Raw genomic sequence first — 20,958 nt, 5'->3', positions numbered from 1 at the left:
CTCGCGACGCACGAAGGCGACGGTGCCGCTGCGCGCTCAAGGCCGGTCAGACCCCAGCGACGTCAGATGAGGGTCGCGCCACGCACGGCAGCCTTCACCAGACCGACCAGCGGCGGACGAACGCTGAGCTCGGTCACCCCGAGCCCCACCAGCGTCGCGGTGTGGTCCGTGTCGCTGGCCAGGTCACCGCAGACCGCGACCGGCACCCCAGGCAGGCCCTCGCAGGTCATCCCGATCAGCGCCAGCACCGCAGGGGAGTCGGCTCGTCCCAGCGAGGCGACGTGGGCGTTGCCGCGGTCGACGGCACAGGTGTACTGGGTCAGGTCGTTCGTCCCCACCGAGACGAAGTCGACCAAGGGCGCGAACTCGGCGATCCGCAGCGCCACGGCCGGCACCTCGACCATGATCCCCACCGGCACTGAATCGGCACCCACCTCGGAGGTCACCTCGTCGAGCACCGAGCGTGCCCAGACCACTTCCTCGGGTTCGGTCACCATCGGGAACATCACCCGCACCGGGGTGCGCTGCGAGGCCAGGACGATGCCGCGCAACTGGTCGCGGAACAACTCCGGTGCCCGCCGCATCGCACGGAGGCCGCGCTCACCCAGGAACGGATTGAGTTCGGGCTCGGGTTCGGGCAGGAAGGGAAGTGGCTTGTCAGCGGCGCCATCCCAAGTGCGCACCGTGATGGTGCGACCACCGAGCGCCTCGCCGATCGCGACCAGGTCGTCGGCCATGGACTGCACCGCCGGGGCATCGGCGCGGTGCCCCCAGAGCAGTTCGGTGCGCACCAGCCCCGCCCCGTCCGCACCGGCCAGGGCGGCCCGCTGGGCGTCGGCCAGGCTCGAGATGTTGGCCTCGACCAGCACCTGCACCGCCGACACGGTGACCGCGGGTTCGTGGGAGTCCTCGGCGGCGCGGCGCTCGTCGTCGGCGCGCGCGGTGGCGGTGCGGCAGATCTGCTCGACGGTCGCCTCGTCGGGACGAAGCCACAACTCCTGGCTGACCGGGTCGAAACCGATCAGGTCACCGTTGGTGAGGTCGGCCGCCTCTGCGCGTCCGGTGAGCACCGGGACGCCGCGGCCCGTGGCCACGATCACGCCGTGGCCGGTCGCGCCACCGGTCAGGGTCACCACGCCCAGGCACAGGGCCGGGTCGAGGGTGGCGGCTGTGGCGGCGTCCAACTCGTCGACGACCAGCACGTGCGGCTGGTCGACCACCTCGAGGTCGCCGTCGGGTTGCCCGACCAGGGCGCGCAGCACCTGCCGTGACAGGCTGCGGACGTCCTGGCTGCGTTCGCGCAGGTAGGGGTGGGGCAGTGAGTCGAAGTCGGCGGCGACCGAGGTGAACACCGTCCTGACCGCCTCGGTGGCCGACCTCGTCGAGGTGAGCGCGCGTCGCATCGCCGGGCCCAGTTCGGGGTCGGTGAGCAGGGCTCGTTGGGCGGCGAAGATCGCACCAGCCGACTCGTCCGCCCGGGCCTGCAAGGTGTCGGCGACCTGGCCGAGCGCCTCGCGCAGGCGAACCGCCTCGGTGGGGCCGGGCTCGTAGCCGGAGGTGTCGACCTCGCCGTCGACCACGACAGCGGGGGCCAGCACCACCTGTAGCCCGGTGCCCTCGGCCATCTGCTGGGCAGGCTCGTCGAACTCCGAGCGGTCACCGAAGGTGTCGGCCGCCATCGCCTCGAGCCTGGCCACCGCGTCGTCGGCCTGGGGGCCCCAACTGCGGGCGAGCAACTCGTCACCCCGGCGAAGGCCGAGGCTGGCGACCTTGTTGACGCTTCGTGCGTTGACCGGGCCGCGTCCGGTACTGGCGTTCATCAACTCGACCACGGCATCAAGTCCGGCCAGCCCAGCCACGAGCACCGCCGCCGGACGGGCGTGCAGACCGTGGGGGTTGCGCACCGGCCAGCGGAACTCGCGCACCTGACCGGGGGTGGCCGGGGCCATCAGCACCGGGCTGGCACCGGGCAGGTTCCAGTCGCTGCCATGGCGTGCCTTGCCCGAGAGCCCTTCGCGGGCCTCGGCCTCGACCTCGTCCAGACCGGCACCCCACGCGGCGGTGACCACTGCCGAGACCAGACCCTCGACCAGCGGTGCCGGGGTGAGCCGGACCCGCTCGGCGACCTCGGGGTCGATGAACTCCAGCGCCATCTCGGCCGACATGATCGCGCTGCCCAGATCCATCAGCACCAGCACGCCGTCAGCGGAGTCGACCTGGCCGATCGCCTCGGCGATGGCGGCGGCGTCGGTGCCGTAGGTCTGCTCGTCCAGCCCTGCCGCGACCGCAATCGGTGGACGATCGCCGTCGACCATCTCGCAGGCCAGCGCGACCGCCGCCTCGGCGAGCGGACGGCTGTGCGAGACGACGACGATCCCGACCATGGACGACGCTCCTGCTCAGGCCAGGGTGCGCGCGGCGCTCTCGACCAGCATGGTGATGCTGGTCGCGCCGGGGTCCTGGACGCCTGCGGAGCGGTCGCCCAGGTAGGAGGCACGTCCCTTGCGGGCGACCATCGGGATGGTGGCGTCGCGTCCGACGGCGGCGGCCTCGGCGGCGGCGGTCAGGGTGTCGGCCAGGCTCGCGCCCTGGGACGCCTTCTGCTCGGCCACCCGGACGGCCGGTCCGAGCGCGTCGACCACGGTCTTGTCGCCCTCGGTGGCCTTGCCACGCTGCACGATGCCGACCAGGCCGGCCCGCATCGCCGCAGCGACCACGGTGGCGTCGTCCCCGGGCTCGTCCAGCGCACCGGCGAAGCGCAGGAAGAAGGTGCCCCACAGCGGGCCGGCGGCGCCACCCACGGTGCTGACCAGGGTCATGCCGGCCTTCTTCAGCAGCGAGGCGGCGTCGGGGTACTCCTCGCGTGGGATCGCCTCGACCGCGGTCATGCCGCGTTCGAGGTTCGAGCCGTGGTCGGCGTCGCCGATCTGGCGGTCGAGGTCGGTCAGCCACGCGGCGTTCTCGTGGATGACGCGGGCGTAGTCGTCCAGCCAGGCGGCGGCCTTCTCGGTGGTCAGCATGGACATCCCTTCGCTGTTCAGGCTCCCCAGCGTAGGCCGGGGGTGTTGACCGGGGCGTCCCACAACGTGAGCAACTCCTCGTCCGCCTCGAGCACGGTCAGGGAACAGCCTGCCATCTCGAGCGAGGTGATGTAGCTGCCGACCAGAGTGCGGGTGGGGACGATTCCCCGCGCGGCAAGCAGTTTCGCGACTTCGCCAAACATCAGGTAGAGCTCGAGCAGGGGAGTGGCGCCCATGCCGTTGAGCATGACGATGGCCGCACGCTCGCGGGCTGAGACGGTTCCCAGGTCGTCCAGTACCGGGTCGACCAGCATCTGGGCGACCTCGGCGGCGGTGGTGAGGCTTCGACGCTCCCGGCCGGGCTCGCCGTGGATGCCCACGCCGACCTCGATCTCGTCCTCGGCCAGATCGAAGGTGGGACGACCAACCTCGGGCACGGTGCACGAGGTCAGCGCGACCCCCATCGAGCGGCCACGGTCGTTGATGCTGCGGGCCAGGGTGGTGACCGCGTCGAGGTCTCGTCCCTGTTCGGCGGCGGCCCCGACGAGCTTCTCGAGCAGCACGGTGAGGCCGGTGCCGCGGCGTCCGGCGGTGTGCAAGGAGTCCTCGACAGCGACGTCGTCGTCGACGACCACGGACTCGACCTGGATGCCGGACTCGGCGGCGAGTTCGGAAGCCATGTCGAAGTTCATGACGTCGCCGGTGTAGTTCTTGGCGATGTGCAGCACGCCGGCGCCGGCGTCGACGGTGGTGGTCGCGGCGAGCACCTGGTCGGGGACCGGTGAGGTGAAGACCTGCCCCGCGCAGGCGGCGTCGAGCATGCCGAGCCCGACGAATCCGCCGTGCAGTGGCTCATGGCCCGATCCACCGCCGGAGACCAGCGCCACCTTGCCCGGGCGGGTGGGCTCGGCGCGATACACCACGGCGTTGTCATGGTCCACCCGGAGCCGGTCGGGGTGGGCCAGGGCCAGTCCGACCAGTGCCTCGGCGACCACGTCACGCGGGTCGTTGATCAGCTTCTTCATCGCTGCCCATCCAACCACCTCGGGCAGGCCGTCGCTGGGTGCGGGAGTGAGCGCCGTCGCTCGCACTCGACGGGTACCTTCTGGTCGCGACGGGCACCAAGGTTCGCGACGGGTAGTGCATGCAGTACCCGTCGACGATCGAGGCGCCCCTCGCTGTCGGTAGGTGGCCGCCAAGGTCTCGTGAGGCTGGCGGGTGCTGGCCCCTGGACCGACGTCCCCTCAACCAGCCGGCTGAGCGGCTGCGGCCTTGAGCGCCTCCTGCCAGATCGGCCAGAGCTTCTCCGCTGCACCGGGCGGGGCGATCAGCAGACCCCCAGAACTGGGGAACAGGGCATCGTCGCCGTCGGAGTTCATCACCCGGGCCCCGGCCTCGGCGGCGATCAGCACCCCGGCCAGGTGGTCGATCGCCGAGAAGCCGGGCACCAGCCCGCCCACCGACGAGTTCGCGGCGACACGGGTCATCGTCAGAGTGCCCGAGCCCATCACCCTCACCGCGCAGTGCTCGCGCGCCAGCCCGTCCACCAACTCCAGCAGGCCCGGCCACAGGCCCAGGGCGCTGGTCTCGACCAGCAGCGCCTTGCCGGCCAGCGAGTCGACCTTCTTCACCTGCAGCGGCACACCGTTGCGCGCCGCACCCATGCCGCGGGCGGCCAGGAACAACTCCCCGGTCCAGGGCTGGGTGGTCGCGGCCACCAGTGGCTGGTCGTCGATCGCCAGCGCCAGGCTCATCGAGTTCCACGGCAGGTTGTTGGCCAGGTTGGTCGTGCCGTCGACCGGGTCGATGTACCAGGTCGGACGACCGGGCTCGGCTCGTCCGCCGTACTCCTCACCAACCACCAGGTGGTCACCGAACTCAGCGGCCAGCACCTCGCGGAAGTGCCGCTCCACGGCGGTGTCGACCTCGGTCACCACGTCAGCCGGATTGGCCTTGTCGTCGATCCGCCCCAGCGACGCGGTGCGCACGAACTCGATCTGCCACTGCGCCAGCTGCCGGGCCACGTGCACCCAGCGAGCCATCTCGAGCTCGACGCCCGTGCGCGCGGCCAGTTCTTCCGCTGACGCCCACGCCATGCCCAGGGACGAGTGGCCACCGGTGACCAACTGGTGCAACGTCCGGGGACGGTTGGTGGTGATCGCATCGACCCCGGCGTCGATCAGCCAGGTCATCTGCTCGCCGTCGTCCACGGTCCAGACCGCGATCTCGAGCCCCAGCCGGTGCACCTGGTCGACCAGTGCGGCGTCGATGCAGGTCCACTCGCAGTTGACCACGCTGGGACGAGTCCGCTCCAGCAGCTCGAGGTCAAGCGGGCCGCCGTAGTGGTTGTGGCGAAGGTCGGCCTCGGCGTCCAACTCACGGATGCGCTGCATCGCCGCACTCAACCCGCACCACGAGATGCGCACGGCGTCGTCCCTGACCCCGGGATGGGTGCGCAGTTCGGTCCACGCCACCACCGCGTCGTCCACGTCGACGGTGTCGACCAGCAGGTGCACGGGGCGTCCCAGGTCGGCGAGCGCCTGTACCAGTTCACCCAGCGTCGGGATCCGCGTGCCGCTGACCCCCAGCTCCTGCAACTGGGCAACGGTCTGCTCCGAGGCCAGCTGGGCTCGTCCCCACAACCGCAGTGTCGACGCGTCGTGCAGCACGACCGAGCGCCGGTCGGCGCTGGTGCGGATGTCGATCTCGATGGTGTCGGCGCCAGCCTCGACGGCGGCCAGCACGGCTTCGATGGTGTTCTCACGGGCAGAGAAGGAGTCGCCTCGGTGGGCGATCGTGCGCAAGCTCATGCCACCAGCCAACCAGACGCGTCGATCAGGTGACCCGGTTGCCCACGTCCTCGGTCACGGTGCCGCGCACCAGGCGGATCCACGGCGCCTTCTTGCTCGAGTCGAAGCGCAGTCGCAGCCCGTCGTGGAGCATGATCCACCAAGTCACCGCCACGAAGGCGATGCCGACCGGCACGGCCTGGGCGACCACGGTCCATCGCGGCCCGAAGGTGTCACCGATCCATCCGATCAGTGGGGCGACGAACGGGGTGCCGCCCAGGATCAGTGCACCCCACAGGCTCATCACGCGGCCACGCATGCTGGGTTCGACGCTGATCTGCACCAGCGCGTTGGCGGTCACCATCACCGTGATCAGCGCCAGGCCGATCGGGATCTGCAGCAGCGCGAAGGTCCAGTAGTTGGGGGCCAGCGCCGAGATCAGCATGATCACGGTGAACGCGGCCATCGCCTCGAGCACGAACCGCAGTCGGGGCCGGTTGCGGCGGGCCGACATCAGTGCGGCCGCGAGGGCGCCGACGCCCATCCACGAGCCGAGCATGCCGTACTCGCCAGGGCCCTTGTCGTACTCCTGGGTGGCCATCACCGCGTTGCTGATCGCGCCGTTGAAGGCGAAGGCGCCCATGACGAAGGCGATGGTCAGCAGCACCAGCAGGTCGATGCGTCCACGCACGTAGTGCACGCCGGCTCGCAGGCCGCCCTCGCCACGCTTGGCCCGAGCCGGGTTGAGCTGGGCCTTGTTCATCGTGGCCAGCGAGAAGATCAGGGTCGCGAACGACAGCACGTTGATCGCCAGGACCGGTCCGGTGTCGACCAGCGCGATCAGTGCGCCGCCGATGCCGGGCCCGAGCAGGCGGGCGGCGTTGAAGCTCGCCGAGTTGAGGCTGATCGCGTTCGACAACTGCGACAGCGGAACGATCTCGCTGACGAAGGCCTGGCGGGCCGGGCCGTCGAAGGCCGCCGCGCAACCGTCGAGGAAGGCCACCAGGAAGACGTGCCACAGCTTGACCGCGCCGGTCAGCACCATGATCGCCAGGAAGCCGTTGTGCACCATCATCGCCGACTGCGCGATGTTCATGATCTTGCGTTTGCTGACCCGGTCGGCGACCGCTCCTGCCCACGGTGCCAACAGCAGCGTGGGGACGAACGCCAGGCTGGTCATCCAGCCCAGTGCGCTGGCGTTGCCGCCGGTCAAGGTCACCAGCACCAACCAGCTGGTGGCGGTGCGGGCCATCCACTGGCCGATGTTCGAGACGGTGAAGCCGATGAAGTAGCGCCGGTAGTTGGGGACTGACAAGGATGCGAAGGTCGCACTCACTGACGAAGCATCCCCTCGAGGATCTCGGTGGCCTTGGCAAGCACGTCGCGCTGCTCGGGCGGCAGTTCGCGGACGCGTTCGATCATCCAGTGGTCGCGTGAGCGCCGCACCTGCTGCACCATCTGCTCGCCCTCACCGGTGAGCGTGAGGATCTTGCGGCGGCGGTCGGTCTCGCTGGTCTCGTGCTGCACCAGTCCCTGCTCGGTGAGTTCCCTGATGGTGCGCGACATGCTCGGTGCGCTGACCTGTTCGCGAGCAGCCAGTTCGCTGGCGGTGTGCGGGTGGTGGTCGAGTGCGGCAAGAACTGCGAACTGGTGAGGGGGCATGCCGGAGGCCTCGAGTCGGACTCGCCGCGTGATCCGCATGCAGGCAGCACGCAGTTGCTGGGCGATCTGGAAGTTCTCGGGCATCGGGCTTCCCGCAGAGGAGGGGGCAACGGCTGACCAAACGGTTAACCACGCTAACGGTACCGTACGCTGTCAGCGTGCTGCGCACTTGTCCTCCTGAAGAGATCGCCTCGTTGCTGCCGGGTGCGCTGGCCGGCGAGTACTGCCTCGCCCCCCTTCCCAGCGGGACATCGTCCGACCACCTCGACCCGACCGACCCCCTCGTCCAGACCGCCGCGGTGGTGGTCAGCACCTCCGGATCGACCGGACGCCCCAAGGGGGTCGCGCTCACCGCCGACGCCCTGCTCGCCGGGGCCCGCGCCACCCACGAACACCTCGGACGACCGCTGACCTGGGTCAGCCCGCTGCCCGGGCAGTACGTCGCCGGGCTGATGACCATGGTCCGCGCCCTCGAGGCGGGCACCCGGGCGTTGCGCTGCGCCAGTGACCTGTCCGATCTCGACGTGCCGGACGAGCCGTCGGCGATCTCGCTGGTGCCCACCCAACTCGTCCGTGCCTTGGCCCAGCCCGGGCTTCTCGACCGGCTGCGTACCTTCCACACGATCCTGCTCGGCGGGGCCGCGGCCTCGTCCACGCTGCTCGATCGTGCCCGTGAAGCCGGCCTGTCGGTGGTCACCTCGTACGGCATGAGCGAAACCTGCGGCGGCTGTGTCTATGACGGTGTCCCGTTGCCCGGCCTGGAGGTTGCCGTCGACGAGACGAGGGGCCGGGTGAGGCTGCGCGGACCGATGCTGTTCGCCGGCTACCTCGGCGACCCCGTGCTCAGCCGCGAGACCCTGCACGACGGCTGGCTGCACACCCAGGACCGCGGCACCTGGGCCGACGACCGCCTCACCATCCTCGGACGGATCGACGACGTGGTGATCAGCGGGGGAGTCAACGTCGACCTCGCCCACCTGCAGCGTGTCGTGGACGACCTCGCCCACGGCAGCGCCGCCGTGGTCGCCGTGCCCGACCCCGAGTGGGGGGCCACCGTCGTGCTGGTCACCGACGACCCGACGGCCACCGACCTGCAGGCCTGGCGGACGAGGTTGGCCTCGCTCGGCATCGAGCCCGCAGGCCTGCCGCGACACGTGCTGCTGGGCCCCCTGCCCCGGCTCGCCTCTGGCAAGATCGACCGGCAGGGGCTGGCGGCCTGGGCAGCCGGCCGACATGCAGCACACCGCCTGGAGGACTGAGTGGCCACGATCGCCGAATGGGTCGAGGGTGCTCGTCCGCGAACGCTCCCGGCTGCCGTGTCACCGGTGCTCGCCGGGTCGGCCACCGCGCTGGTCGCGCTGGGTCGCTTCGAGTCGCGTCACGTCGTGGTCGCTGCGCTGTGTGCCGTGATCGCCCTCGCCCTGCAGATCGGGGTGAACTTCGCCAACGACCACTCCGACGGGGTGCGCGGCACCGATGACGAGCGGATCGGCCCGATGCGCCTGGTCGGCTCGGGAGCCGCCACGCCGAGCACCGTGAAGGCTGCAGCCTTCACTTGTTTCGGAATCGCCGCGGTCGCCGGGCTGGTCGCGGTCTGGATGACCGGGCTGTGGTGGCTGCTGGCCGTGGGTGCCGCAGCCATCCTCGCCGCCTGGTTCTACACCGGCGGACGACACCCCTACGGCTACCTCGGCCTGGGCGAAGTGTTCGTCTTCATCTTCTTCGGACTGGTCGCGGTCGCCGGCACGCACCTGCTGCTCACCCGCTCGACCTCGATCGCGGCCTGGATGCTCGCAGTGGCGATCGGCCTGATCGCCTGCCTGATCCTGGTCGCCAACAACCTGCGCGACATCGAGGGCGACACCGCCTCGGGCAAGCGCACCCTGGCCACCCGCATCGGCGACCCCGGGTCGCGCACCCTGTTCATGGTGATGGCCAGGTTCACGCTGTTCTTCGTCGTGATCGCCGCCGCCACCAGCCACCCCTGGCTGCTGCTCGGCATGGTCGGCGGCATCCCGCTGATGCTGGCCAACGCCACCGTCAGTCGTGGCGCGACCGGCAGGGAACTGATCGGCGTGCTCAAGCTCACCGGCATCGCCGAACTGCTCGTGGGCCTGGGTGTGCTGTTCGGAGCCGTACTCGCGGTCGCCTGACTTCCCGGGTTTGGCGCGCAGACAGGGTTTACTGGACTCAGGAGGTTGACCAGTGCCGGTCTCACGACGAACCAAGTGGCTCACCGCGATCGCGGTCGGGCTGGGTGGTGCTGCGGTCGTGGCCTCGTCCATCGACCAGGGCTCGCTGGCCCGCACCTTCGCTCCGACCAGGCGCCCCCGTGGACTGCCCGAGGGCTTGGCCGGTGACTTGGAGTACCTGCGCAAGGTGGTCGAACGCCACGAGTGGGGCGCCACCCAGTCGCAACGCCAGGCATTCGACACCGTGCTGGAGCGGCGTCGTCCGCTCGACATCGACCAGTTGAGCCTGGCGGCGTGTGAGGCGTTGGCCTGCTTCGACAACGCCGCCACCGTGGTGCTCACCACCCGGGCGCACCGGCTGGGGGTGCGGTTCGGCTGGGTCGCCGACGCCCTGGTCGTGGTCAAGGCGCGGCCGGAGTTGGCCAACCTGCTCGGCCACCGGGTCACCTCGATCGCCGGTGGTGACCCGCTGGTCACATGGCCCTTCTTCGAACGCTTCGTCGGCGGCGGCACCCCGGCGTGGCTGCGCAACCGCAGCGCCTGGTTCTTCAGCGTGCCCGAGGCGCTCAGCCAGGTCGGTCTGGCCACCGCCGACGGCGTCCGGTTGGTCACCGAGTCACCCGAGGGACTCACCCAGATCAGCCTGTTGCACGCCGAGGCCGAACCGACGCCCGGCGGCCCACTGGCCGACTTCCGCGACCGGTTCCCCGACGACGAGGCCTTGGGGACGACTGGCTGGGTCAGCCTGCTGCACCAGGACGCCACCCTGCCGCTCTACCTGCAGCACACCGACGAGTTGCTGTTCACCGCCTCGGTGCCGCTGCCGGCAGGTCAGGAGGCTCTCTACCTGCGGCTGCTGGGCACCCCCGAGTCGATCGACCCGCCGGCCAGCCGGGTCGAGCAGGTCGAACAGATGGTGCGCGAGTCGAGCCCTGCCCGGTTCGTCGTCGACGTGCGCTACCACTCCGGTGGTGACTACCGGGTGGTGCTGCCTCTGGTCCGCCAGGTCAGCGAACGCGCCCGCGAGATCGGGGTGCCGATCAAGTTGCTGGTGGGTCCCAACACCATCGGTGGGGGCCTGATCGCCGCGTCGCAGTTCCTCGCCCACGCGGGCGAGCGCACCACGGTCATCGGTAACCACGTCGGTGACAAGCTGCGGGTTCGTGGTCAGGGTCGCACCTTTCAGCTGCCTCGGTCGGGACTGCTCGTGCAGCTCTGCCACGACTGGCACGACCTGACCGGCGACACGTCGCTGTGGCACGACGTGTGGCTGCCCGACAAGTTCCTGCTGCAGGGCGTGGGCGAGTTCTTCCCCGACCAGGTGGTGCAGAACTCCTGGCACGACTTCGTCGACGGACGAGACCGCGTGCTCGAGGCGGCGTTGTCGCCGTGACGCGGTCGCAGTCGTCCGGGCAGCCCACCAACCTTCGCCAGGTCGCCGAACTGGCCGGCGTCTCGGTGGCGACCGCCTCACGCGTGCTCTCGGGCAGTGACTACCCAGTCACCGAGCAGTTGCGTCGCCGGGTCGAGGGTGCCGCCACCGAACTCGACCACGTGCCCAACGCCCGGGCCCAGGGCCTGCTGCGCCGCAACCCCCGCTCGGTCGGGGTGATCGTCGGCGACGTCGGTGACCCCTACTTCGCCGAGATGGTCGAGGGCCTGCAGCAGGTGGCGCCGAGGTGCTGGACGAGATGCCCGACCTGACCGCGATCGCCGCCACCGCCGACCAGATGGCGATGGGCGCCCTGGCCCAACTGCGTGCCCGCGGACTGCGCTGCCCCGATGACGTCTCGGTGATCGGCTGCAACGACATCTGGCCCTCGCGCGACACCTGGCCGCCGCTCACCACGGTGCACCTGCCCCTGGCCGAGGCTGGGCGCCACGCCCTGCGGCTGGGGATCGCTGCCCTGGCCGGTGAGGTCACCCGTGACCACCTGCCGGTGCACCTGGTGGTGCGCGAGTCGACCGGACCCGCACGTCGATGACCCGTCCCACCGCCGCTGCGGTCGGCGTGCACAGCTGCCACCAGATCGCGATGACCACCCGGTTTCGTGGCATCACCGTGCGCGAGGGGCTGCTGGTGCAGGGCGAGGCCGGGGTGGCCGAGTGGAGCCCGTTCTGGGACTACGGCCAAGAGGAGTCCGCGACCTGGTGGCGCGCCGCCGTCGAGGCCGCAACGCTGGGGTACCCGACCCCGGTCAGGGACGAGGTGCCGGTCAACGTCACCGTGCCTGCGCTCGACCCTGAGACGGCGCACGCGCTGACACGCGGTTCGCGGTGCCGCACCGCCAAGGTCAAGGTCGCCGAGCCCGGACAGTCGCTGACCGACGACCTCGCCCGGGTCGAAGCTGTGCGCGATGCGCTGGGCGCTGATGGTCGGGTTCGTGTCGACGCCAACGGCGCCTGGTCGGTCGAGGATGCGGTGACCGCCCTGCGCGAACTCAACCGGTTCGACTTGGAGTATGCCGAGCAGCCCTGCGCCGACGTCGAGCACCTCGCAGACCTGCGCCGCCGCCTCGTCCGGGCCGGCATCGACGTGCCGATCGCGGCCGATGAGTCGATCAGGCGCAGCGGTGACCCCGAGCGGGTGGTGGCCCTCGACGCGGCCGACATCGCCGTGCTCAAGGTGCAGCCACTGGGTGGTGTGCGGGCCTGCCTGGAGTTGGCCGAACGGCTCGGGCTGCCGGTGGTGGTCTCGTCCGCACTGGAGACCTCGGTGGGACTGCGGATGGGGGTCGCGCTGGCTGCGGCCCTGCCCGACCTGCCCTACGCCTGCGGACTCAACACCGCCGCCCTGCTCACCGACGACGTCGCCACCCCAGCCACCCAGGTCACCGCCCTCGATGGCAGCATCCGGGTCAGCGACCTGGTGCTGGACGAGGCCGCCGTCACCCGCCTCGCCGCACCGCCCGAGGTGATGGGACGATGGGTCGCCCGCCTGGGTGAGGTGCTGGCCCTGGAAGGAGCCCGATGAGCTCGCCCGTGGTGGCGCGCACGGTGGTCGCAGCGCTTCGGGCTGCCGGCGTGCGCGACGTGGTCTGTTCACCCGGTTCCCGCAACGGCGGACTCTCGCTGGCCCTCGCAGCCGCCCACGCCCGTGGCGACCTGCGGCTGCACATGGTGCTGGACGAGCGCGGCGCCGGCTTCCTGGCACTCGGGCTGGCCAAGGGAACCTCGTCCACGGTCGCCGTGGTGACCACCTCGGGGACGGCGGCAGCCAACCTGACCCCTGCGGTCGCCGAGGCGTTCCACGCCGGGGTGCGGCTGCTGCTGGTGACCGCGGATCGCCCGGTCAGCCTGCACGACTCGGGCGCCAACCAGACCACCCGGCAGTGGGGACTGTTCGGCGACCTCGTGGTCGGGCGAGCGCGGATCGCGTCGGACTCAGGCGACGAGGCGGCGTGGGCGTTCGTTGTGCGCCGAGCGGTGGCGCTGGCCTCGGGGGTGCGAACGGGGCGTCCGGGACCGGTGCACCTCAACGTCGAACTCGCCGAACCCCTGGTCGACGCCGACCTGCTCGGACCCTTGAACGACCTGCCGGTCGAGCACCAGGGGCTCCCGGGTGCTTCGGCGGCGTACCGGCTGCCGACGGGACCGCGGACCGTCGTCCTCGTCGGTGACGCGACGCCCGATCTGGGACGACGGGCCCGGGAGTTGGCCGAGTCGGCGCGCTGGCCATTGCTGGCCGAGCCGAGCAGTGGTGCCCGGACTGGTCAGTGCGCGATCACGGGCTACCGCCTGCTGCTGGACGAGGCGGTGGGGCAGGAGATTGAGCGCGTCGTGCTGGCCGGGCATCCCACCTTGTCGCGGCCGGTGACGAGGCTGCTGCGCAGGCCCGAGGTCGAGGTGGTGCTGTTGGCCGACCGGGCGCTGCCCGATGACCCCGGCCAGCGCGCCGTGGTGGTGGCCGATCGGTTCGAGGCCGAGCCCGATGACAGCGACTGGCTGGCCCGGTGGCAGGCTGCCGACGCCGCGCTGGATCGTCTGAGCGGGTGGTCGGCCCGGAGCGTGGCCGAGCGGGTCTGGCAAGCCTGTCGCGGCCAGCAACTGGTGGTGGGCTCCTCCAACGGCATCCGCCACCTCGACCTCGCACCGGTGGTGGACGACCCGCCGCTGACCTGGGCGAACCGAGGGCTCGCCGGCATCGACGGCACCCTGCACACCGCCGCCGGGCACGCTCTGGCCAACGACCTGCCGACCACGGTGCTGCTCGGCGACCTCACCTTCCTGCACGACCTGACCGGTCTGGTGGTTGGGGAGGGCGAGCGGCGCCGACCCCTGCGCATCGTCGTGCTGGATGACCACGGCGGCGCGATCTTCTCCGGCCTGGAGCAGGGCGACGCGGCCTACGCCGAGCACTTCTCGAGGGTGTTCACCACCCCGCAGCAGGTTGACGTCGCCGAGGTCGCTCGCGGACTCGGGGCTGGAGTGGTCGAGGTGTCGTCACTGGAGGAGTTGGACGTGGCCCTCGGGGGTGAGCTGCAGCGCACCACGGTGGTCGTCTGCCGTCTGCCCGCCTGCTGAGGCCAACCCGCATCGTTGGTCGAGCGTGTCGAGACCAGAGCGCCAGCGATCACAGCTTCCGGGATTGCTGCGACAGCCAGGCACTTCCGAAAGTGTCCCCGACGGTTTGTGAGGGATTGCTGGGTAGACCCAGCGATTTCCTCCACGGCGATCCGGCCGGGGTGGGGGAGCAGCGCGAGCCTCGCGGGTCGCCGGGCGATCTCGACACGCCGCCTCGTTCCTCGGCTGCTACTCGATCGGCAAGAGGGAGCGTCGTGAGTGGCAGGTGATCTCGACACGCAGCCTCGTTCCACGGCTGCTACTCGATCGGCAAGAGGGAGCGGCTGCTACTCGACCAGCTAGGGAGACGGCACTAGTCGATCAACCGGCGTCCGGTGGTGGCCGCCGCAGCCAGGCCCGCACGGCGTGGGTGGCGCGCACGTCGTCCTCGTTGTACTCCAGCACCCTGGTGCGGGCGGCCTCGCGCAGGGCCTCGTCCTCGGCGTCGCAGGCCTCGGCGAACCAGGACTGCGAGGCCAGACCGCTGGGGTCCTCGTCGCGCCAGGCGAACCCCGGCCCCTCGGCCGCGACCACCTTCAGCCCCAGCCCTCTGACCCCGAAGTAGTGGTCACGTACGGTCAGGAACAGGTCGTGGAACAGCTCCCGCCGACGGGTCAGCAGGTTCTCGAGCACTGGGTGCCGGTTGCGCTCGGCCAGCTTGCGCAGGTGCACCAACTCGTAGTCGGAGTAGTGGTGCACCTGGGCGTCGCGCCCCTCGACCAGGTCGGTGAGCCACTGCATCGCCTCGACCGCCAGCGCCTCCTCGCGTGCCGGGTCGAGCCGGTCGAAGGCGACGAAGGCCTTGTAGTAGGGCGGTTGGCCGGACGCGCGGTCGTCCACCAGGAAGCCCCACAGGTAGATGGTGTCGTCGGCGGAGGTCTCGATGTCGACGTCGATCTCGAGCTCATGACCCGGCAGGGGCAGCTCGCCGGTGCTGATCCGCTGCAGGTTCACTCCGGCCTGCAGCAGTTCGGCGCGGCGCTTGGTCAGCCGCAGTCGGTCCTCGGCGCGATCGCGGTGGCGCACCTCGGGCAGGTAGGCGGGCAGTAACTCGTCCAGATCGGCCTTGACCAGGTCTTCGAGGGTGGAGACACCGAGCTTGCGCAGCACGCTGATCTCGCGCACGTCGAGCGGGGCCTTGTCGATGCGCAGGCTCAGGTCGTCCTCGGGCAGCTTGGGGGCGCAGCGTTCCCACCAGCGGCAGCTCTCGCACTCACGGATCCGGATCGGGTGCACCATGCTCGCCGGGCGACCGTCGGTGCTCGCCTCGGCCCGCTGGGCCACCGTCACCCGGAACCCGAACTCGTGGTCGTAGCGCTCCAGCGCCGAACGCAGCCGCCAGCCCTCGGCCGAAGTGCGCGAGAAGGTGCGCAGGAACTTGGTGGTCAGGTTCACCCAGACGACTGGATGGGCGCCGTCGATGGTGTCGGTGCCGATCAACCCGGCAGTCGGCGGCAGGTCGGGGTCTCGGCCCATCGACTCGAGCATCCGCCAGTAGTGGGCGACCTGGATCAGGTCGGCCTCGCGGCTGGAACGCAGACTGGTCTCGGTGGTCGGGGTGGCGGTCTCGAGCCGGGGCGTGGCCAGTGGCGCCAGCGCCAGGTGGTCGGCTGGGCAGACCCGCTTCTCGAGCAGCCGGTGCCGCTTCACCTGCACCGGCAGGTAGCCGACCCGACCCGACGTCGCGTTGACGTGGCGCACCAGCACGTCGGGGGAGCCGCGGCGGTGGCCGGCGTCGTCGTGGGGCAGCCGTGGCCCGATGACCACGTCAACACCCTCGTCCATCGCGGCCAGGGTGGCTGCAACCTTGTCGTGCGGTGGTAGGGGACGAAGGTCGACCACACCGGCGCCGCTACCGTCGAGCCCGCCCGCGACCACGCCGAGCACCTCGTCCTTGAACACCTGCGACCCCAGGAACACCTCGACCATCACCTGGTCTTCGCGCAGTTCGGGCGCGGGGACGGTCGGATCGTAGGCGTTCTGGGTCTTGACCGGGCAGTTCCGGGCAGCGTAGGCGTCGAGGAGGATCAAGCAGCCCACCCCCGGTGCAGGGCGACGAAGCCCTGGGTGAGGTTGCGCCACCCGACGGCCTTCCAACCGGCCTCGGTCATCAGCTCGGCGAGCCGACGCTGATCTGGCCAGTCGACGATCGACTCGGCCAGGTAGTCGTAGGCGGCCGGGTTCGAGGCCACCTTGCTCATCAACGGCATCACCGTGCGCAGGTAGCTGTGATAGCCCCAGCGGATCGCGCCATTGGTTGGGGTCGAGAACTCACACACCAGCAACTGCCCGCCGGGCTTGGTGACCCGGCGCATCTCGGTCAGTGCGGCCACGGTGTCTTCGACATTGCGCAGCCCGAAGCTGATGGTGACGGCGTCGAACACCTTGTCGGCGAAAGGTAGGTGCAGTGCGTCCCCGGCCACGAAGGTCAGGTCGGGCTGGCGCTGCTTGCCGGTCTGCAACATGCCCCACGACATGTCGGCGGCCACCGCGAACGCGCCGGCGTCGGCCAACGGACGAGTCGAGGTGCCGGTGCCGGCAGCCAGGTCGAGGATCTTCATGCCCGGACGAGGTTCGAGCTCGTCGGCCACCGTGCGACGCCACTGCTCGACGCCGCCGAAGGTGAGCATCGAGTTCAGCAGGTCGTAGCGCTTGGCCACGCCGTCGAACATGGCGGAGACCTCAGCGCGGCGCTTGGTCAGGGTGGCTCGGGACTCGGACACGTCGCCCAGAATTCCACATCCGACCGACAACGGCTGCCACTCGTCGACCCCGGGCAAGCGACCACGGCCCGCCCACACGCCCACAGCCGGTTCTGACCCATTACCGCTATGGGTCAGAATGGAGCCCATGGCCTCACGCGACACCGTGCTCAAGGTGACCAACCTCAGCAAGTCCTATGGACCCACCACCATCGTCGACAACTTCAACCTCGAGGTGCGCGAGGGTGAGGCCGTCGCACTCACCGGACGCAACGGTGCCGGCAAGTCGACCGTGTTGCGCTGCCTGGTCGGCGCCGACCGCCCCACCGAGGGGAGCGTCGAGGTGCTGGGGGTCAAGATGAGCGAGACCAACCCCGAGATCCGCCGCAACGTGGCCACCGTGATCGACGACCTCGACTTCTTCCCCGACCTGTCGGTGGTCGAGCACCTCGACCTGCTCGCCCGGGCCCATGGCTTGGACGAGGCCGACCAGCTCGTCGACGAGGTTCTCGAAGAGGTGCAGTTGGTGCCCCAGTCGGGCCAGCTGCCCGGCACCCTGTCGTCGGGTCAGCGTCGCCGCCTGGCCCTGGCCACCGCCTTCGTCCGCCCGCGCCGGTTGCTGGTGCTGGACGAGCCCGAGCAGCGACTCGACGTCGAGGGCGTCAAGTGGCTGGGCGCGAGGCTGCGCGCCGAGAAGGAGAAGGGCCTGGCCATCGTCATGGCCTCGCACGAGCCCGCCCTGGTCGAGGCGCTGGGCTGCCGCATCGTCGAGCTGGGCGGGCCGCGCGGATGAGTCGTCCCGGCAAAAAGTCGCGCCGCCAGCCCCAGCAGCGTGCCCCGCAGCCCGAGCCGCAGGTCGTCCCCGCCGAGGTGCAACCGGCCTGGGGCGACGTGCCCGAGCCCGTGCTCGTCCTGCACCAGGACGTCAACCAACTGCACGGCCACGAGGTGGACGAACGCCAGCTGCAGCTGTTGGTCAAGGACTGGCGCCGCGGACGAGCGACCCGCAACATCTGGCAGGCCCTGGGTGACGCCTACGTCGCCCTGTTCAGCTTCGCCGTGATCGCCGCCATGTTGATCTCGTCGATCGCCCGCGCGCAGGCGCTGGCCGCCGAGTGCTCCACCGAGGGCTGCACCACCGCCCGTGGCCTGCTGCCCTGGGCGATGCTCGCCGGCGTGCTCGGCCTCACCCTGGCCGCCGCCCGGGTGTTCGGTCCGGTGCTGGCCTCGGCCGCCGAGGGCTTCTGGTTGATGGACGCCCCGCTGCAGCGCTCGAAGATGCTGGCCCGACGGCTGTGGGCGATCATCGTCGCCGCCCTGGTGATCGGCGCCCTGGTCGGTGCGCTCACCGCCGCCCTCACCGGCGGCAGCCTGATGGCGGTCGGCGCCTGGGCGCTGGGCACCGGCCTTGCCGCCGCTGGCATCACCGCCTTCGCCGCCGCCGAGCAGGGTGCCGAGCGCATCTGGCTGGTTCGCATCCTGCAGGCCGTGATCAGCCTCGTCGGTCTGGTCGTGCTGCTCGCGGTCGTGGCCACCGCCTCGGGCTGGATCAGCCTCACCGTCACCGATGCGCTCGCCGTCGAACTCGGCTTCGCCGTCGCCGGCGTCGGCCTGCTGCTCTGCATCGGTGCCGGGCTGATCGCCCGCGCCCGGCTCAGCCAGATCCGCCGCGCGCGCCTGCAGTCCGGCGGATCGCTGGTCGCCGGCATGCAGGGCGCCATGTTCGCCATGGACTTCGGCCTGATGCGCGACATCCTGGTCGAGCGCGAGGCCGTGGCCCGCGGCCACGTGCGTCCCACCCGCGGACGCTCCACCGGGCTCGCGTCACTGATCTGGCGCGACGTGCAGCGTCTGTTCCGCTACCCCCGCCCGCTGGTGCTCTACTTCGCCAGCATGGTGGTGCCCTATGCGGTCCAGGCGTTGGGCCTGGGACGACTCACGGTCCCGATCTCGGCGCTGGTGCTGATGGCCGCCCTGGTGCCCTTCTTCACCACCCTGCGCGTGCTGTCGCGCACCCGAGGACTGGCCCGCACCTTCCCGTTCTCGACCTCGCAACTGCGCACCGCCGCCAGCGCCGTGCCGGCCATCCTCGCCGGCATCTGGGGTGTGGCGGTCACTGCCGCGTTCGTCGGGGTGGGCGGCTCGTCCATGCTCGGCAACAGCCCCGCGCAGGCCGCGATGTGGGCTCTGATCACCGCCTTCGCCGGGTTCTTGGCCGGCATCCGCTGGGTGAGCGCCAAGTCGGCCAACTACAACACCCCGATGGTGGCCACCTCGATGGGTGCCATGCCGCCGGGGCTGATGTTCAACCTGATTCGCGGTTTCGACATGGTGGCGCTGATGAGCCTGCCGGCCATCGTCGGCTGGTCGCCGTGGATCAGTGTGGTGCTCGGCGTGATCATCTTCAGCTTCCTGCGCATGGGCGGCATCGACCAGGAGGAACTGAAGGCGATGCAGGAGGAGAACAAGCGGCAGGCAGCGGAGGCCCGCGCCAGCATCCGTGGCGAGGCACCCGCCAAGAGCACCGAGAAGATCAAGGTCACCCGCACCAAGCGTGAGGGGACGAGGCGGTGAGCCGGGTCATCCTGCTCAACGGCACCCCCGGCTCGGGCAAGTCGACACTGGCCGAGGCCTGGATGCTGGCCAATCCCGAGCGGCGCGCCGTGGTCGAGGTCGACCGGATCAAGCACGCCCTGCCGATGTGGCCCGAGGACGCCCAGGCTGCTGGACTGCGCGCCCGCGAACTGGCCCTGATGGCAGTGGTGGCCACTGTCGAGGAGGGCCACGACGTGATGCTGCCGCAGTTCCTGGCCCGCCCGGAGTTCGCCGACGCCCTTGCCCAGGCGGCCGCTCTCACCGGCGCCGAGTCGGTCGAGTTGGTGCTCGACGTCACCCCGTCGCAGGTCACCGAGCGGCTGATCACCCGTCGCGAGACCCCGGATCGTCCCGAGCAGGCCACCAACGACCTCGGCGTCACCCCCGACGAGGCGGCCGACCTCGTCGAGCGCGTCCAGGCGTGGGCGAAGGCTCGTCCGCAGGTGCGCATGGTCGACGCCAGCGGCACGCCGGACGAGGTGCTCGCCCGGATCGAGGTCGCGCTGGCCTGAACGGCGGCCTGCTCCGACAGGTCAGTCGGACAGACCGCGCCGAGGAGTTCCAGCCGGAGTCTCATCAACGTCCGGACCCAGCCCCAGCAGGGCGCGCACGCGTTCGGCACGCCGCTCACCTGCGTGGGGCGAGAACGACGGCAGTGCACTGAGCACGACCTCGCCGTCCTCGTCCGCCACCACCACCTCGCTGGTCAGCCGGTGCCTCACCGCGTCGACGGCGCCGATCTGGTCGGCGGGGACCCGACGTCCGAGAACCGGTCGGACCCCTCGCGCATCCACCCGCCACAGACATCCCGGCAGCACCAGCACGACTGACAGCAGCCACGCTGCCACCGCTGCTCCGATCACTGCCGCGAGCGGCCACACGTCCTCACGCACCACCCACCAGGCGCCGGCCCCCAGCACCAGTGCCGGCAGCAGCGCCCCGGCCACCAGCCAGGCACTCCAGACCAGACCCCGGCGCCCCTCGTCGGCGACGACGGCATGTCGCGGGGTGGTGCCTCCGGGATCGCTCACGGCCACATCCTCACAGCTTCTGCTTGGCCACCAGCTTGGCCACGGCCTGCTCGGCGCGTCGGTCGCGGGTGGCCTGCTGCTTCGCCTCGCCCACCCACTGGGCGTAGGCCTCGTCCAGCTCGATCACCACGTCGTAGCGCTCGCCGCTCTCGACCCCGAGTTCGGTGCGCAGTTCACGCCGCAGCCCGATGATGTTGCACCGGCCCATCGACGCCAGCCGCACCCGGGCGGTGCGGCCACCGACGGTGACGGTCACTGGCGACCGCTTGGACGCCCCGAGGTCGGCGAGTTGCTCGTCGGTGAGGATGAATGCACCCGCAGGTCCGGCGGGCTCGAGGACGAGGTTCCACTCCATGCGGCATCGTTGCACCCAAGAGGTCCGGCCGTGGGGCGTGACGAGCAGT

20 protein-coding genes and 1 pseudogene are annotated in these 20,958 nt (G+C 70.7%); 10 read left to right on the top strand and 11 right to left on the bottom strand.

What is annotated here, in order from left to right; translation table 11 throughout:
• Positions 1 to 62 precede the first annotated feature (62 nt).
• The 7 genes and pseudogenes from IE660_RS12530 to IE660_RS12505 all read right to left on the bottom strand — a co-directional run bounded on the left by IE660_RS12530 (position 63) and on the right by IE660_RS12505 (position 7,555).
• A complete protein-coding gene (locus IE660_RS12530; RefSeq protein ID WP_328701955.1) occupies positions 63 to 1,949 on the bottom strand; it encodes a putative PEP-binding protein in 1,887 nt (628 codons plus the stop codon).
• 48 nt (positions 1,950 to 1,997) lie between these two features.
• A pseudogene (dhaM, locus tag IE660_RS16445) lies at positions 1,998 to 2,384 on the bottom strand (dihydroxyacetone kinase phosphoryl donor subunit DhaM); the annotation flags it as partial.
• Positions 2,385 to 2,399: 15 nt separating this feature from the next.
• Positions 2,400 to 3,026 carry a dihydroxyacetone kinase subunit DhaL gene (gene dhaL / locus IE660_RS12525; protein ID WP_203568711.1) on the bottom strand — a complete coding sequence of 209 codons (627 nt, stop codon included), beginning with the start codon at positions 3,024 to 3,026 and terminating at the stop codon, positions 2,400 to 2,402.
• An 11-nt stretch (positions 3,027 to 3,037) separates the two neighbouring features.
• Positions 3,038 to 4,045 (bottom strand): dihydroxyacetone kinase subunit DhaK, encoded by a 1,008-nt coding sequence (gene dhaK, locus IE660_RS12520; RefSeq protein ID WP_203568710.1) that lies wholly within the window; start codon positions 4,043 to 4,045, stop codon positions 3,038 to 3,040.
• Positions 4,046 to 4,264: 219 nt separating this feature from the next.
• The gene (locus IE660_RS12515; RefSeq protein WP_203568709.1) at positions 4,265 to 5,830 is read right to left on the bottom strand and encodes an inositol monophosphatase family protein; all 1,566 of its coding nucleotides are present in this window, start codon (positions 5,828 to 5,830) and stop codon (positions 4,265 to 4,267) included.
• Positions 5,831 to 5,855: 25 nt separating this feature from the next.
• Complete coding sequence (locus tag IE660_RS12510; RefSeq protein ID WP_203568708.1) at positions 5,856 to 7,145, bottom strand: MFS transporter; 1,290 nt, start codon at positions 7,143 to 7,145, stop codon at positions 5,856 to 5,858.
• The gene (locus IE660_RS12505) at positions 7,142 to 7,555 is read right to left on the bottom strand and encodes a MarR family winged helix-turn-helix transcriptional regulator (RefSeq protein ID WP_203568707.1); all 414 of its coding nucleotides are present in this window, start codon (positions 7,553 to 7,555) and stop codon (positions 7,142 to 7,144) included. Before IE660_RS12505 ends, IE660_RS12510 begins: the two co-directional genes overlap by 4 nt.
• A gap of 74 nt (positions 7,556 to 7,629) precedes the next feature.
• Here IE660_RS12505 and IE660_RS12500 point away from each other — a divergent pair, with 74 nt between their 5' ends.
• From IE660_RS12500 to menD, 7 genes are read left to right on the top strand one after another with little or no spacing between them, the layout of a single operon-like run.
• Positions 7,630 to 8,730: an AMP-binding protein gene (locus IE660_RS12500; protein WP_203568706.1), complete on the top strand. Its 1,101-nt coding sequence runs from the start codon at positions 7,630 to 7,632 to the stop codon at positions 8,728 to 8,730.
• The gene (locus IE660_RS12495; RefSeq protein ID WP_203568705.1) at positions 8,731 to 9,624 is read left to right on the top strand and encodes a 1,4-dihydroxy-2-naphthoate polyprenyltransferase; all 894 of its coding nucleotides are present in this window, start codon (positions 8,731 to 8,733) and stop codon (positions 9,622 to 9,624) included.
• A gap of 52 nt (positions 9,625 to 9,676) precedes the next feature.
• Positions 9,677 to 11,056, top strand: coding sequence for a hypothetical protein (locus IE660_RS12490; protein ID WP_203568704.1), 1,380 nt, complete (start codon positions 9,677 to 9,679; stop codon positions 11,054 to 11,056).
• Positions 11,053 to 11,367, top strand: coding sequence for a LacI family DNA-binding transcriptional regulator (locus IE660_RS12485; protein ID WP_203568703.1), 315 nt, complete (start codon positions 11,053 to 11,055; stop codon positions 11,365 to 11,367). Before IE660_RS12490 ends, IE660_RS12485 begins: the two co-directional genes overlap by 4 nt.
• On the top strand, positions 11,355 to 11,648 hold the full coding sequence (locus IE660_RS12480; RefSeq protein ID WP_203568702.1) for a substrate-binding domain-containing protein: 294 nt from the start codon (positions 11,355 to 11,357) through the stop codon (positions 11,646 to 11,648). The genes IE660_RS12485 and IE660_RS12480 overlap by 13 nt, the downstream gene beginning before the upstream one ends.
• On the top strand, positions 11,645 to 12,637 hold the full coding sequence (locus IE660_RS12475) for an o-succinylbenzoate synthase (RefSeq protein ID WP_203568701.1): 993 nt from the start codon (positions 11,645 to 11,647) through the stop codon (positions 12,635 to 12,637). The genes IE660_RS12480 and IE660_RS12475 overlap by 4 nt, the downstream gene beginning before the upstream one ends.
• On the top strand, positions 12,634 to 14,187 hold the full coding sequence (menD, locus tag IE660_RS12470) for a 2-succinyl-5-enolpyruvyl-6-hydroxy-3-cyclohexene-1-carboxylic-acid synthase (RefSeq protein WP_203568700.1): 1,554 nt from the start codon (positions 12,634 to 12,636) through the stop codon (positions 14,185 to 14,187). The genes IE660_RS12475 and menD overlap by 4 nt, the downstream gene beginning before the upstream one ends.
• A gap of 360 nt (positions 14,188 to 14,547) precedes the next feature.
• On the opposite strand, the gene IE660_RS12465 is transcribed toward menD, so the two are convergent.
• On the bottom strand, positions 14,548 to 16,266 hold the full coding sequence (locus IE660_RS12465) for a TM0106 family RecB-like putative nuclease (RefSeq protein ID WP_203568783.1): 1,719 nt from the start codon (positions 16,264 to 16,266) through the stop codon (positions 14,548 to 14,550).
• On the bottom strand, positions 16,254 to 17,078 hold the full coding sequence (locus IE660_RS12460) for a demethylmenaquinone methyltransferase (RefSeq protein WP_207731088.1): 825 nt from the start codon (positions 17,076 to 17,078) through the stop codon (positions 16,254 to 16,256). The genes IE660_RS12465 and IE660_RS12460 overlap by 13 nt, the downstream gene beginning before the upstream one ends.
• Between IE660_RS12460 and IE660_RS12455 the strand changes: the two genes are divergently transcribed.
• The 3 genes from IE660_RS12455 to IE660_RS12445 are packed head-to-tail and all read left to right on the top strand — an operon-like array spanning position 17,068 to position 20,035.
• Positions 17,068 to 17,721 (top strand): ABC transporter ATP-binding protein, encoded by a 654-nt coding sequence (locus tag IE660_RS12455; RefSeq protein ID WP_203568698.1) that lies wholly within the window; start codon positions 17,068 to 17,070, stop codon positions 17,719 to 17,721. The two genes, IE660_RS12460 and IE660_RS12455, sit on opposite strands and share 11 nt — an antisense overlap.
• On the top strand, positions 17,718 to 19,502 hold the full coding sequence (locus IE660_RS12450) for a DUF6297 family protein (protein ID WP_203568697.1): 1,785 nt from the start codon (positions 17,718 to 17,720) through the stop codon (positions 19,500 to 19,502). Before IE660_RS12455 ends, IE660_RS12450 begins: the two co-directional genes overlap by 4 nt.
• A complete protein-coding gene (locus tag IE660_RS12445; RefSeq protein ID WP_203568696.1) occupies positions 19,499 to 20,035 on the top strand; it encodes an AAA family ATPase in 537 nt (178 codons plus the stop codon). The genes IE660_RS12450 and IE660_RS12445 overlap by 4 nt, the downstream gene beginning before the upstream one ends.
• Before the next feature lie 21 nt (positions 20,036 to 20,056).
• Here the strand turns inward: IE660_RS12445 and IE660_RS12440 are convergent, their stop codons facing one another.
• Positions 20,057 to 20,554 carry a hypothetical protein gene (locus tag IE660_RS12440; RefSeq protein ID WP_203568695.1) on the bottom strand — a complete coding sequence of 166 codons (498 nt, stop codon included), beginning with the start codon at positions 20,552 to 20,554 and terminating at the stop codon, positions 20,057 to 20,059.
• A gap of 10 nt (positions 20,555 to 20,564) precedes the next feature.
• A complete protein-coding gene (locus IE660_RS12435; protein WP_203568694.1) occupies positions 20,565 to 20,909 on the bottom strand; it encodes a YdeI/OmpD-associated family protein in 345 nt (114 codons plus the stop codon).
• Positions 20,910 to 20,958: the final 49 nt, after the last annotated feature.

The sequence above is a fragment of the Aestuariimicrobium ganziense genome, assembly GCF_015352975.1.
In the GTDB taxonomy this organism is placed as follows: domain Bacteria; phylum Actinomycetota; class Actinomycetes; order Propionibacteriales; family Propionibacteriaceae; genus Aestuariimicrobium; species Aestuariimicrobium ganziense.
Note: the sequence above shows the minus strand (reverse complement) of the source record. Positions and strands in the feature narration are given on the sequence as shown.